Below are 13512 nucleotides of genomic sequence, written 5' to 3'. Positions count from 1 at the left end.
CACCGCTGGTGTACCAGTTGTCTTGCCAAAGGCATCGCTGGGTAGCTATGTGCGGACGGGATAAGTGCTGAAAGCATCTAAGCATGAAGCCCCCCTCAAGATGAGATTTCCCATAGCGTTAAGCTAGTAAGATCCCTGAAAGATGATCAGGTTGATAGGTCAGAGGTGGAAGCGTGGTGACACGTGGAGCTGACTGATACTAATCGATCGAGGACTTAACCAAAGTCTATAGGCAAACTCGTTTTTACTAAATTTCTTCTATATTATCTAGTTTTGAGGGAATGAAACCTCAATTTAATTTGCGGGTGTGGCGGAATTGGCAGACGCACCAGACTTAGGATCTGGCGCCGCAAGGCGTGGGGGTTCGACTCCCTTCACCCGCACCATTTAATTCAATATGCGGAAGTAGTTCAGTGGTAGAACACCACCTTGCCAAGGTGGGGGTCGCGGGTTCGAATCCCGTCTTCCGCTCCAGATGTGCCGGGGTGGCGGAACTGGCAGACGCACAGGACTTAAAATCCTGCGGTAGGTGACTACCGTACCGGTTCGATTCCGGTCCTCGGCACCATTTAATTAAAAATGCGCCCGTAGCTCAATTGGATAGAGCGTTTGACTACGGATCAAAAGGTTATGGGTTCGACTCCTTTCGGGCGCGCCATATTTTCTAGGATATAGCCTCAGTTTAATAGAGCTCTTGGTTTGGGACCAAGAGGTCGCAGGTTAGATTCTGTTTTTCCTACTATTTAATCAATGGGGCCTTAGCTCAGCTGGGAGAGCGCCTGCTTTGCACGCAGGAGGTCAGCGGTTCGATCCCGCTAGGCTCCACCATTTTTTAAATCATTCTTATATTTGGCGGTGTAGCTCAGCTGGCTAGAGCGTACGGTTCATACCCGTAAGGTCGGGGGTTCGATCCCCTCCGCCGCTACCAATTTTATAATGGCATCATGGAGGAATACCCAAGTCCGGCTGAAGGGATCGGTCTTGAAAACCGACAGGCGGGTTAAACCGCGCGGGGGTTCGAATCCCTCTTCCTCCGCCATATTTTTTTGCCTTTTTTGGAGGGGTAGCGAAGTGGCTAAACGCGGCGGACTGTAAATCCGCTCCCTCAGGGTTCGGCGGTTCGAATCCGTCCCCCTCCACCATTTAGGGGCATAGTTTAAAGGTAGAACTAAGGTCTCCAAAACCTTCAGTGTGGGTTCGATTCCTACTGCCCCTGTAAATTATTATTAAATTATTTTGCCGGTGAGGCGGAATTGGCAGACGCGCACGACTTAAAAATTGTTCTGTCCCCGCTCTAGGTACGGTTTCTAATATCCTCAACAACAAAGATTTGTTAATATCTATATAATTAAACGTTCTTACAGTTATTGTAGGAGCGTTTTTTTTATCTTTTTCTATGTTGAAGACAAATCGCAAAAATACCTTAGTCATAAAGTGCTATGCATAGGTAGAGCTGATATCAACCACTTTAAAATAACCAAATTTTATTTCACATCATTATCGACTAAAGATATACTCCTTTATTAAAATATAATAGAAATTAATTTTTTAACATTTAGGTGGGGAAGGTATGCTGAAAATTTATTTAACTCGACATGGTGAAACTCTTTGGAATACTGAAAAACGTTTACAAGGATGGAAGGATTCAGAGCTTACAGAAAAAGGAGTAAATAGTGCACTAAGATTAGGTGACCGTTTATTTAATACAGAATTTAATGCAATCTATACGAGTCCTAGTCAAAGGGCATTTCAAACAGCAAAATATATTGCTGGGGAGAGGAATATACCAATTTTCATGGAAGAGAACTTAAAAGAATTATATTTTGGAGCCTGGGAAGGGAGAAATGAGGCAGACATAGAACAAAATTATAAAAATGAGTATTATAATTTTTGGAATCTCCCGCACTTATACAATCACAAACTACATCAAGGAGAGAGTTTAACAGATTTAAAAAGGAGAGTAGTAGAATCCTTTAATAGGATCATTTCTGAAAACCATGATGGAAATGTATTAATAGTTTCACATGCAGTTGCTATTAAGACAATTATTTCTTATGTCATGAATAAATCTATTGAAAATTTATGGGACCCTCCATTTATTTATGGTACAAGTCTTTCTATATTTAATTGGGATGGAGAAAAAATGGAGGTTCAAATGTTAGGAGATACGTCTCATTTAGCAACTTGTTAATTTTGTTTATTGAAATATGGATAAAATTAAATTTATAAATGTTTAATGAATCAAGGGGAACACTAAATTTGTTAGGAAACTACGGTGGAAGCTTAATTGAGTATTCCGATTTGTTTTTAGTTATTTGTCCAAGGTGTGATCATTGTGCGAGAGTTTTTACTCCAATCAACGCAAAAGGTAAAGAAGAATTTTGTTATTTAGGACATGAATCGAAAAGGTTTCTGTGCAGTCACTGTGGACTCACAAAGGATATTCATCCTAAAAGAAACTGGGAAAATTTATGGAAATACAATCATGATTTATTTGATGAAAAACAAGGTGTTGATTGGTACTTTGGTTTACCAATATTTCTCCAAAAGGAATGCTGTGGCCATAATCTTTGGTTTTTTAATCTAGAACATCTTCGACATGTAGAGGATTATGTAAGGAAACGTATAAGACCATTTGGATCTTATTATTTGAGTGTTGAGGCAAGATTGCCAAAATGGGTTAAACTAGCAAAAAATAGAAATGAAATTCTAGGAACCATCGAAAAGCTTAAACAAAAAATCTAAGATCTATTATGGTCCATATTCCATTTTTTCTACTGTTAATCTTAACAAATGATTATTGAATTTCAGAAGGAAGCTGCTGTTTACAGCGCAAACTAGACAGCAGCTAAAAATCAACGTAGCAACTTGAGGAGCAACAGTCTGATTATTCAGGGAAATTTTCCGATAGAGTTCAGTCTTGCCAAAGCTCTATTAAGCGCATGTTCAATTTTATCTTCTAAGTTCTGCCGAAGCCATAGAGTTAGAGCTAGTGAAACCAGGGCACCAAGAATCGAGATGATTAACATATTCTAGCTCAAGAATCATAACACTAAGGTTACCTTTGTTTTGAGGATCATTTACATACCTCGTTATCCAGTTGCTTTGACCATTTAAAGTTCTTCTGCAAAAATGTGAACGAGTTCATGGTGATGAAGCGTTCTCCCCCTATAACTAAAATTTCAACTGTTGCACCGGCAGCTTTCCTCATTAACATCCCATATTTATAAAGATAATTATAATCTTCTTTATTTTTTTATCACGTACAGTCAGTTTAGTAACCAAATTCTATTTTTTAAGATCTAATAAATATCATTAATTCCAAATCAATGGGTTTTCCATTACCATTGTCGTTTTAATTAACGAAACATTCAGAAAAGAGGAGATTACAATAATTATTAAAACAATCATAGAATAGACTGATAATAAAGGGGGTGAAAAAACCTGATTACGATCAAAAACCTGGTAAAATCGTTCGGCCAACATGTAGTTTTAAACGGAATCAATCTTTCCGTTGGGGAAAAAGAGGTTGTCGTCATCATCGGTGCCAGTGGTTCGGGAAAAAGTACACTGCTTCGCTGTCTTAATTTTCTCGAGATGTTCGATCGGGGTGAAATTTTCTTAATGGGAGAAAAAATTGATCCGACTAAAACAAATTTAAATAAAATCCGCGAAGAAGTCGGAATGGTTTTTCAACATTTCAATCTGTTCCCCCATAAAAATGTCCTTGAAAATGTCATGGAGGCGCCTGTATATGTAAGAAAATTGGACAAATCATTGGCTAAGGAAAGAGCGTTGAAAATGCTTGAAAAGGTCGGATTGAGCGATAAGGCTGCAGCCTATCCAAAAAGTCTTTCGGGCGGTCAAAAGCAAAGGGTCGCCATCGCTCGTGCCCTAGCGATGGAACCCCGTATCATTCTCTTCGATGAGCCGACTTCCGCTCTCGACCCTGAATTGGTCGGAGAGGTTCTTCTGGTCATGAAGCAGCTGGCAAAGGAGGGTATGACGATGATGGTGGTTACTCATGAAATGGGCTTTGCCCGGGAAGTGGCTGACCGAGTCGTATTTATGGGTGATGGGAAAATTTTAGAAGAAGGTCCACCGGAGCAATTTTTCAAGAATCCACAAAATGAGAAAACAAAACAATTTTTAAAAAGTATTTTGTAAAAAAGAAGGAGTGGTGTCATGAAAAACCGCTGGTTAATTGGATTATTAATGTCATTGTTATTGATTCCACTACTGCTTGCTGCATGCAGTACGTCTGAAAAAAGCAGCGGTACGGAACAGAAGGAATTCCGCTATGCGATGAGCGGCCTCTACAAACCGTTCAATTTTAAAGAGAATGGAAAATTGCAGGGGTTTGATGTGGAAATTGGAGAAGCGCTGGCGAAAAAGATGAAGATGAAACCGGTTCCGGTCACTAATCCATGGGAGACATTGATTCAGGGATTGCAGGCGAAAAAGTATGATGCGATTCTCGCAAGCATGACTGTTACTGAGGAACGGAAAAAATCAGTTCATTTCACCCATGCGTACTATCGATCCGGAGCACAAATTTTTGTGGCGGAAAGCAACCAGGATATAAAATCGGTAGCGGATTTAAAGGGAAAGAAAATTGGGGTCGTGAAGGCAAGTACCTATAAAGATTTGGCTCTGCAGAATACAGATAAGAATCTTGTAGTTGAGTATGACAGTGACATTACTGCACTCATGGACTTGCCGACTGGAAGGCTGGATGCGGTCATTACCGATCAAATGATCGGACTACCGATTATTAAAGCGGGTGCCATCAAGATTAAGGATGTAGGTAAAACGCTCTCCCAGGATGACCAGGCGATTGCGGTACGAAAGGAAGACAAGGAGCTATTGGACAAATTAAATAAGGCCCTAGATGAAATTATTAAAGATGGAACCTATGAAAAAATCAGCAAAAAATGGTTCGGTCGCAGTATTTTAGGTGAGTGGTAGAGTGTTAGTTTTTTAGGGGCACAGTAATAAAAAAGAGTAAAGAAGGTGAGGTTCATCGTAAATATTTTTATGGATACCTATGATGTATTTATCTTTGCGGCGCTTCTCACCTTGAGGCTTACGATTACTTCGCTACTAATCGGATGCTTCATAGGACTTGTCATCGCTTTTTTTAGAATCTCTAGCAACAAATGGCTGAACAAGGTTGCACTGTTCTATATCGGTCTGATTCGAGGGACTCCTTTGATTGTGCAAATTGCGATTCTATATTTCGGAATTGCGTCCATCGTCACATTTTCTCAGTTCTGGGCAGGTGCATTGGCACTTGCCATACATAGCGGAGCCTACATTGCGGAAATTTTTCGCGGTTCCATTCAGGCGATTGAAAATGGACAAATGGAGGCAGCACGGTCACTCGGTATGTCCTATTCACTAGCGATGCGACGTATCATTTTGCCTCAGGCATTTAAGCTGTCCATCCCGCCGCTTGGCAATCAATTTATAATCGGCTTAAAAGATTCCTCATTGGTTGCCTATGTAGGGATGGCCGATTTGTGGGGTACAGGGTTAACAGAAGCGGCCGCCAACTACCGGCAGTTAGACACTTATATTGTAGTAGGGTTTTATTATCTAGTGCTTGTCATGCTTTTTTCCTATTTGCTTCGAAAATTAGAAAGGCGCCTAGATGTTGATTCAAAATTAACTTCCTGAAATAATAAATGGTCAGTTCAATTTGAACAGGGGATTACCCATCATCATGAGGCAGCCACATAATGTGTTTTAAAATAGAATTGACGTTGTAAATTAAAAGTATTACAAAAAAGAAGCTTAATTCACTTTATTATGGATTTGACCGAATTTCCTCACTTTTGGTGATTGTATCAACATAAATGTAGCGAGATTCAATTTGGGGGGCGTTCTAAGGTATAATTCCTTTGGAACACCCTCCTATATTTATGCTATTTTAATGGATCAAAGGATTAAACGAAACGATTGGTGATTAAAGAAAGGTATCGACAAAGTGATAATTATTGCTATCCCTGTAAGAGCACGCATAAGACGATAATGGAGGATATTGAGAAGTATGTTGACCAAACTGATTAAGCCTTAAAGGAAATACCTTCAAAAAATGCTATAGGTTTTATGACATTATCGTACAATATGTCATGTAACCTGTGGCATTTTTTAGTTCTGAAAAAGTTTCGAAATATATTCATAAATTCTAAAGTCCTAGATTCTTGATATAGGCAAGTGTTACTACTTCCTCCCTGCCATAACATAGATGGAGGATACTTATAAATTAATAAGAAATTGTGAATAAATAAATGTTCTTTTATGTGCAAATTATAGCAAAATTTGTAGAAAGGTTTATGGAGAAAATATACAATTAAAATAACGAAAAGAAAACTCGTTTGCATATATGGCTTGTTGAAAACTGTGAGATTACAGGATTGAAATAGATAGATTAATCAAAACTGTATCAAGACAAAATTTTTATTTGAGAAAAACAGAAATTTATAATGTAGACTTTTTAGACAAATTATTTGGGGGAAAATAATGAAAAGTTATGTTAAGGTATTGCCTGCTACAAATGGAGATTGTTTATTAATAAGTTTACTAACTGAAGAAAAAGAAATGAATATATTAATAGATGGTGGTAGAGGGAGAGCGTGTTATAGAAGACTAAAGTCTGAAATTGAAAATATTTCTATGGAGGGTAAATTAATAGATTTATTGGTAATTACACATACCGATGATGATCATATATCGGGAATAATTAAGCTTTTTCAAGATACAAAAATCAATAAAAATATTTTTAAAAATATTTGGTTTAACTCTGGTAGCATAATATCAAATTATTTTTCCCTTGAAGAAGATGATTCCAAGATTATTCCACTTCAACCAGATAACAAAAAAATGAGTATACGGCAGGGTCTGAGTTTAGAGAAAGAATTAAAAAAGACAAATTCTTGGTACGAAAATGTACTAGTTTCAGGAAATAAAGAAGATATTAATGGAATGTGTTTTACTATTTTATCTCCAGATATAGATACGTTAAGAGAGTTTTGGAATAAATGGGAAATTGAATGTGATACAAATACTAAAATGTCCTCTGTTACAGATTATCATATTAGCATCGAAACTCTAATAAAAAATAAATTTATAGAAGATAAAAGACTTCCAAATAAAAGCAGTATTGCTTTCTTACTAGAATTTAATGGAATTAGACTCTTGATGTTAGGAGATTCTCATCCATCTATTGTAGTTAATTCATTAAGATCTTTAGGATATTCAAATAAAAACAAGCTAAAAGTAAATCTAATGAAGGTTTCTCACCATGGTAGTAAGTTTAATACAAGTGTGGAATTGCTTAATCTCATTGAATGTAAAAATTTCATAGTAAGTACCGATGGAAGTAAGCATGGATTTCCCCATAAGGAGTGCTTAGCAAAAATTGTAAAAAATACCACTGAAAAAGTTAGGTTTTATTTCAATTATAGTACAGTTTCGAATATTTTCACGGAAGAAGAAATTGAAGATTATGGAATGGAATGTATTTTTTTAGATACCAAAAAGGATTATACCGTGGAGGTTAAACAAGAGTGAATATTTTCGAAAAATATGAAGAGTTAGCTGTAAAAGTTGAATGTAAGGGCATTAGTGGTAGTGGCTGTCTTTTCCAACCTTATACTAAGGAGTTCACATATGTATTGACAGCTAAACATTGTCTAGAGGGTTATGGAGAATACAAACAAGAATATAATCAAGAAGACATAGTAATTAAAAGATATATTGGAAATGATGAACAGGATTTACTTAAAGTTATTGATTTTTATGAGCATGACAAATTAGATCTTGTAGTAGTTTTAGTTGAATATACTCCAATCAGAACTACGACTTTAATTTCTGTTCCTTCAATAAATAGTTCATTAGGAATTTATGGATATCCACATATATTAAAGACGAAGATGAGTGAGGAAACAAGGCAACGATTACCTAGTAAAATTACTTATATGTCAAAGGAAATAATTGAATTTTCCCCAGAGATGAACATTGATTCATATGATCAAGATGCAGCTGCGAATATAAGGGGATTTTCAGGAGCAGGATTGTATATAGAACATTTTGATAACCTCTTTTTGGTTGGTATATTTACAGATTTAAAAGAAAAAGGTGGAGCATTTAATTGTTTGCAAGCTTTAAAAATTTCGAATGTAAATGATATTTTAAAGAATAAGGGCTTGCCTGAACTTTTTCCGGGGGACTTATTGAGCTTCGAGACATATATTGAAACAGCATTTAACCGTATTGAGGGAATGACTAAAAAATTCTTGCAAAAAAGTGCAACAAATTTATTAGACTTAAATCCCAAAATTTTAATAGATAACTTAAAACATAAAATTTTTTTACCATACAATGATTCCTATGAGATGGAAATGGTTAACAGGAATTTGTGGGAAGGATGGATAACATTATTAACTTATTTATATTTAGATACTAGTAATATTCCAAGTCCACATAATTTTAGGTTGATTAGAGAAAAAAATGACTCATTACAAAATATTAGAATGTTTTTTTCAAATGAAGCTACATTATCAGAATGTGTTATGAATTTATATTACGAAGTATATCACGATTTAAATAAGAATGATCTTATAGTTATAAATATGAATGGGAAGACCCCTCCAAGAAAAAGTTATAACCAGACAAAGATAAAGAATAAAGTTCTTAAACAAATTGATAAAGCTAGACTATATGAGAAAGAAATTGATATAGATGATCCAGATTATCATAAGGGAATAGAGTGCATTCATATAGATTTATTCCTCGACGAATTCTCTAGGTTTGATGATGATTTAGAAAGTCCAAGTGAAATAAAACAAGAAGTTAAGAGAAGTATAGCGGGGGTTTTTAATGATGTTCCATAAATCAGAAGAGATAATGCGATTAATTAAAGAATTAAGTGAAGATAATACAGGATATGATCTAATTGAGTGCTGGATAAAAGATGAAACTGATTATAAATTGCATATATTCACTGTAGTACTTGAAAATGGACATGAGTTAGAAAAAATTTGGAAAAGAATTACGGGTGATATCGCACTTTACTTTCAGAGTGAATTGGAAAAGGATATTGAAATTTGGAATATTTACATAGTTTTTATTTGTAAAGATTCGGTCTCTAAAGAACTTAAATATAAAATTGAACAAAATAAATATTCAACAAGAAAGTTAGTGATAGAAAATGTAAATTTCCCTCTAAGTACAATTGAGATACAAAATCTTCTAATTGATAAATTATTTGATATAAAAGTGAAAAATAATAAAATTGGTATTGCTGAAAGTAACTTGTTAGATTTAGTAAAAAAGAATGACGAAATTTTGTACCATTTGCTAAGAAAAAAGGACAAGGATGATATTTTTCAAATGTATTTGGAGGTGTTTATGATTGAGTAAAAGGTTAATGGGAATTGAAATTGATTCATTTAGAGTATATAAAGATAGACAATTTTTCGACTTTATGACACCTGATGGGAAAATAGCAAATCTTGTGGTAATATATGCTCCCAATGGATTTGGAAAAACTTCATTTTTTGACGCTATAGAATGGTCCCTAACAGGGGAAATAAATAGAATAAAAGATAATCCTAAAATTAAAAATATAGTTGAAAGTGAACAAGGAGTAATATTAAAAAATAAATTTACTGATAAGGAACTTGGAAGAGTAAAGATCATTAGTGAAACAAATGACGTAATAGAGGTCCATACAAAGAAAATAGGAGAATACAATAGGAAAACTGATTATAAACCCGGATCCATAGTTGAGCAATCTGATTTTTTTAAGAACATTGATTTTAAACAGTTTTTATCAACAAATGTTCTTGGGCAAGATAAAATTGATTCGTTTTTAAGATTTGCTTCTCCAAGGGAAAGATATAACACCTTAAAAAACTTTTGGGACCATAATAACGAAACAAGTTTATATTTAGATCTACTTAATATTTTGCAAACTGGAAAAAAGCAAGAAGCTTCAATTGTGGAGAGACTTAGAGGCATAGAAAAAGAAATAAAAACTTTAGTTGTTTCAAGTGACATATTAAATTCCATAAAGAAGGTTATTGCCAATTTTAATAAAGGTCTAGATGAAAAAATAAAACTGGAAGCAGTTAGTGAACAGTGTAATGAAGAACATCTCAATGATTTTGTTAACTTAATTATTGAGAAAAAAACATATTTTGAGTTACAAAGACAAAACTCTGTTAATTATGTTGATATTTGTAATAATATTGATAATAATTTTCAAGATTATGAAAATAACCTTATAGAACTACAAACAACAGATCAAGAATTAAAGAAAAAAAATTTAATATTGGATAAAGAAAAAGAGATAGAAAGAAATAATCAGGAAATTGAGAATAACATTAATTCTGGCATTAATTTATATAACGAATACAAAAAGTTGAAGTACATTAATAAAAATACCGATTTTTTTATTAATAGTAAACAAACAATCAACAAATTAACAGAGAAAGTTTATGATCTTAATAAAAAATTACTTGATTTTGTGAAAGCAAATAATGAAGTAGAAAGAAATTTAAATACCAATAAACAAAATATTAAAGAGAAGATATCTTATGAAGGGGAAAATGAAAATTCAAAAAAATTGCTAGAAAACAGTCTAATTAAATATAATCAGTATAATTGGTCAAGAAAAAGGTTGAATTATTTTCATGAAAAATCTAGTATATTTATTTCTAAAAGAGAAGGACGTATCAATGAATTAAAAAATAAATTAAACTTTTATAATAATATTTTACTTTTGGAGAGAGAATTATTAATTGAAAATAACTATAAATCTGATCCAAGAATAAATGAAATGCTATCTGAATATAAAGGAATTCTCGATAAAATTAATTCTGATACAAAAAGCCTCAATCAAAAGAAAAAAGAGTATACGGAATTCGGGGAATTCAATAGTCAACTAAATCAAATAATTAAAATTGGAAGAAAGCTTGTAGATGAAACCCAAACAAAATCATGTCCGTTGTGTAAACAAGAATACAGTAATTATAAAGAATTATTAAGAAAGGTTGATGCACAAGTTCAAGATATTTTTGGACTAGAGAGAATTTTAAAGGAGATAAATAACTACGAAAGTATTATTGAAAACTCAAATAAAAAGCTGGAAGAAGTTTTACAAGACTTTAGGGTAGAAATTAGAAAGATGATAAGAAAAATATCTTATGATATTCAACTTATAGAAGCGAAAAATAATCTGAACCTTGATTTTATTAACAAAAAGAAACTAGAAACGCAGAAACTTAAAGAGGAATTTGAAAAATCAAAAACTCTTATTTATAGTACTGGAATTTCTATAAAAGGGAACGAAAGTTTTTTTAATGTAACTAAACATTATATAGACTTGCTGAATGAGAAGATATCGGAAACCCGAAATGAACAACTTAAATTAACTAATGAAAATACTATTCTCGAAAAAGAACAAAAGAAATTGGTAGAAGATATCCGAAATATAGAAATGGAAATTGAGGAAGTTAATCTAAGTAAGAAAGAGTTACTTTTAAATCCTCTCTACCAAAATGTTATTAACCTATTAAATACTCTTAATATAGATTCTGATTACAATAAAGTTCAAATAAATAATAAATTATATGAAATGAAGGATAACTTTAAAAAAAATAATATAATAAAAAGGAATATAAAAAGAAAAAATGCAAAATTGATGGTTGAATTAAAAGATATTGATATTAATTCAATTAGATCTCAAGCAGAACAATTAACTTCAAAGAAAAATATTGTGAGCAGTAGTATTTCAAACTTTATATTAAATTGGACAAAAAATATTAAGGAAAGTCCTATTCAAAAAGAGGTACTTCAAAATATAAAAAAGACTACATTAGAAAAAATAGATGTGGTTGAATCGAAAATAAGTGATTTGTTAAAATTGCAAGAATACACAAATATACTAGAAAATAACTTAGTTAGGGCAAAAAAGCTTAAAGAAAAGGCTCAACTAGTTAAACAACTATCAACAATAGAAAAGGCTAATGAGAAACTAAGTATTGCAATAAATCTTGGAAAAAGTTATATAGTGGATAGGATAAATGAAGTATTTAACTTGTACTCGATAAATAATATATACCAAAGGATAGAGCCACATCCTGATATGAAAATAATTAAGTTTGAGCCGGATTTTTCAGGCGAAAAACCAGAAATCAATATTTATGCTAGTAGTAAAGAAGAGGATGTTGCTCCAGTTATATATTTTAGTGCTGCTCAATTGAATATTTTATCTTTAAGTATTTTTATTGCTAGAGCATTAGAAAATGAAGACAAAGATAATTTAAATACGATTTTTATGGATGATCCTGTTCAGCATTTAGACAGTATTAATATATTGTCATTTATTGATTTGTTAAGAAGTATAACTACAAAGGAAAACAAACAAGTTATTCTCTCTACTCATAATGACCAATTATTTAAATTAATACGAAAAAAGATGGATCCGAACTTCACATCTTCAAAGTTCATTGAATTAGAATCGTTTGGAAAGATAAGGGTTTAAATTTGGAGTAGTCAACACTACCGCATCATAATATCTGCAATCAAATCCAAATATTAATTGTTGTAGAATATAGGTATTCTTTATACAATTGCTAACATTTTGCTAACGTCTTCCCCCGAAAAACGGTAAATCCCCGTTAAAGATGTTACAACCAAGAACATCCAAAACGTTGATTTACCGCACTTTTTGCACTCAATGATAACAATGTTACACTCTAGCAACCTACGGGCAAAAGGTGATGCTCCGGATACTGCCCAAATGAATGAAAAAGTAAGGCAGATGATGGAGGAAGCGTTAATAAGTGAGGGCGTGGAAGAAGTATTCAAACTTAATAAAAATGATCCGAAAAATAATGCGGATTTATTTAGTGACGAATACTTAGCTAAGATTAATAAAATCAAACTACCAAACACTAAAATTAAGCTTCTACAAAAACTACTGTCAAAAGCAATTGAGGAATTTAAAAAAACCAATAAAATTCAGGGTGTCGACTTTTCAAAAAGATTTAAAAAATTGGTTGAACAATATAATGAAAGAAAAGACTTCCAAGCTTTGCAAAGTGATGTTTTGGATGATGTTGCAGAACAATTTGCTGATTTGTTTGCAGAACTAATAAAAGAGCGGGATTCTTTCAAGGATTTAGGAATTGATTATGAGGAAAAGGCTTTCTACGATATTCTCAAAGCAATATCCGAGAAACATGAATTTGAATACCCGCACGACAAACTTATTAAACTATCACAAGAAATAAAAGTAATCATCGCGGATAAAGCAAGATATACAGACTGGTCGAGTAGAGATGATATTAAGGCAGAGCTGAAAGTTGATCTTATTTTAACGCTTGCTGAAAACGATTACCCTCCTGTTCCTAAAGACGAGATTTTTAAAGAGATATTTGAGCAGGCAGAGAACTTTAAGAAATATAGGGTGTAACCATAGAAGTACCCACTATATTTACA

At 33.2% G+C, this 13512-nt stretch carries 10 protein-coding genes, 9 tRNA genes and 1 rRNA gene; all 20 read left to right on the top strand.

The window, feature by feature from the left end; genetic code table 11:
* A 23S ribosomal RNA gene (locus tag ACI3K6_RS19410) occupies positions 1–223 on the top strand; the annotation flags it as partial.
* A gap of 78 nt (positions 224–301) precedes the next feature.
* Positions 302–386: transfer RNA gene (locus tag ACI3K6_RS19405), tRNA-Leu, on the top strand.
* 13 nt (positions 387–399) lie between these two features.
* Positions 400–474: transfer RNA gene (locus ACI3K6_RS19400), tRNA-Gly, on the top strand.
* 5 nt (positions 475–479) lie between these two features.
* Positions 480–568 (top strand) — tRNA-Leu (locus ACI3K6_RS19395).
* A 13-nt stretch (positions 569–581) separates the two neighbouring features.
* A tRNA-Arg gene (locus ACI3K6_RS19390) sits at positions 582–658 on the top strand.
* Between the two features lie 94 nt (positions 659–752).
* A tRNA-Ala gene (locus tag ACI3K6_RS19385) sits at positions 753–828 on the top strand.
* Between the two features lie 23 nt (positions 829–851).
* Positions 852–928, top strand: a tRNA-Met gene (locus tag ACI3K6_RS19380).
* A gap of 18 nt (positions 929–946) precedes the next feature.
* A tRNA-Ser gene (locus ACI3K6_RS19375) sits at positions 947–1039 on the top strand.
* Between the two features lie 18 nt (positions 1040–1057).
* A tRNA-Tyr gene (locus ACI3K6_RS19370) sits at positions 1058–1142 on the top strand.
* Between the two features lie 3 nt (positions 1143–1145).
* Positions 1146–1216: transfer RNA gene (locus ACI3K6_RS19365), tRNA-Trp, on the top strand.
* A 354-nt stretch (positions 1217–1570) separates the two neighbouring features.
* Positions 1571–2191 carry a histidine phosphatase family protein gene (locus ACI3K6_RS19360; protein WP_435556115.1) on the top strand — a complete coding sequence of 207 codons (621 nt, stop codon included), beginning with the start codon at positions 1571–1573 and terminating at the stop codon, positions 2189–2191.
* 68 nt (positions 2192–2259) lie between these two features.
* On the top strand, positions 2260–2745 hold the full coding sequence (locus ACI3K6_RS19355; protein WP_435556114.1) for a hypothetical protein: 486 nt from the start codon (positions 2260–2262) through the stop codon (positions 2743–2745).
* 699 nt (positions 2746–3444) lie between these two features.
* The gene (locus tag ACI3K6_RS19350) at positions 3445–4167 is read left to right on the top strand and encodes an amino acid ABC transporter ATP-binding protein (protein ID WP_435556120.1); all 723 of its coding nucleotides are present in this window, start codon (positions 3445–3447) and stop codon (positions 4165–4167) included.
* Positions 4168–4185: 18 nt separating this feature from the next.
* On the top strand, positions 4186–4968 hold the full coding sequence (locus tag ACI3K6_RS19345; protein ID WP_435556113.1) for an ABC transporter substrate-binding protein: 783 nt from the start codon (positions 4186–4188) through the stop codon (positions 4966–4968).
* Positions 4969–5037: 69 nt separating this feature from the next.
* The gene (locus tag ACI3K6_RS19340) at positions 5038–5679 is read left to right on the top strand and encodes an amino acid ABC transporter permease (protein WP_435556119.1); all 642 of its coding nucleotides are present in this window, start codon (positions 5038–5040) and stop codon (positions 5677–5679) included.
* 846 nt (positions 5680–6525) lie between these two features.
* Positions 6526–7575 carry a ComEC/Rec2 family competence protein gene (locus ACI3K6_RS19335; RefSeq protein WP_435556112.1) on the top strand — a complete coding sequence of 350 codons (1050 nt, stop codon included), beginning with the start codon at positions 6526–6528 and terminating at the stop codon, positions 7573–7575.
* Positions 7572–8897: an ABC-three component system protein gene (locus ACI3K6_RS19330; protein WP_435556111.1), complete on the top strand. Its 1326-nt coding sequence runs from the start codon at positions 7572–7574 to the stop codon at positions 8895–8897. The genes ACI3K6_RS19335 and ACI3K6_RS19330 overlap by 4 nt, the downstream gene beginning before the upstream one ends.
* Positions 8887–9426: an ABC-three component system middle component 1 gene (locus ACI3K6_RS19325; protein ID WP_435556110.1), complete on the top strand. Its 540-nt coding sequence runs from the start codon at positions 8887–8889 to the stop codon at positions 9424–9426. Before ACI3K6_RS19330 ends, ACI3K6_RS19325 begins: the two co-directional genes overlap by 11 nt.
* On the top strand, positions 9419–12553 hold the full coding sequence (locus ACI3K6_RS19320; RefSeq protein WP_435556109.1) for an AAA family ATPase: 3135 nt from the start codon (positions 9419–9421) through the stop codon (positions 12551–12553). The genes ACI3K6_RS19325 and ACI3K6_RS19320 overlap by 8 nt, the downstream gene beginning before the upstream one ends.
* A gap of 195 nt (positions 12554–12748) precedes the next feature.
* Positions 12749–13486 (top strand): type I restriction enzyme endonuclease domain-containing protein, encoded by a 738-nt coding sequence (locus ACI3K6_RS19315; protein ID WP_435556107.1) that lies wholly within the window; start codon positions 12749–12751, stop codon positions 13484–13486.
* The last annotated feature ends 26 nt before the right edge of the window (positions 13487–13512 follow it).

Origin of the sequence: Neobacillus solisequens (assembly GCF_051233465.1) — a bacterium.
Taxonomy (GTDB): domain Bacteria; phylum Bacillota; class Bacilli; order Bacillales; family Cytobacillaceae; genus Neobacillus.
This window is presented reverse-complemented; position numbering and strand designations above follow the sequence as displayed.

Excerpts from the sequence above, each read along its gene's own strand:
- ACI3K6_RS19360 (WP_435556115.1), top strand. The coding sequence starts at position 1,571 with ATGCTGAAAATTTATTTAACTCGACATGGTGAAACTCTTTGGAATACT.
- ACI3K6_RS19345 (WP_435556113.1), top strand. The coding sequence starts at position 4,186 with ATGAAAAACCGCTGGTTAATTGGATTATTAATGTCATTGTTATTGATT.
- ACI3K6_RS19340 (WP_435556119.1), top strand. The coding sequence starts at position 5,038 with ATGGATACCTATGATGTATTTATCTTTGCGGCGCTTCTCACCTTGAGG.
- ACI3K6_RS19335 (WP_435556112.1), top strand. The coding sequence starts at position 6,526 with ATGAAAAGTTATGTTAAGGTATTGCCTGCTACAAATGGAGATTGTTTA.
- ACI3K6_RS19325 (WP_435556110.1), top strand. The coding sequence starts at position 8,887 with ATGTTCCATAAATCAGAAGAGATAATGCGATTAATTAAAGAATTAAGT.
- ACI3K6_RS19315 (WP_435556107.1), top strand. The coding sequence starts at position 12,749 with ATGATAACAATGTTACACTCTAGCAACCTACGGGCAAAAGGTGATGCT.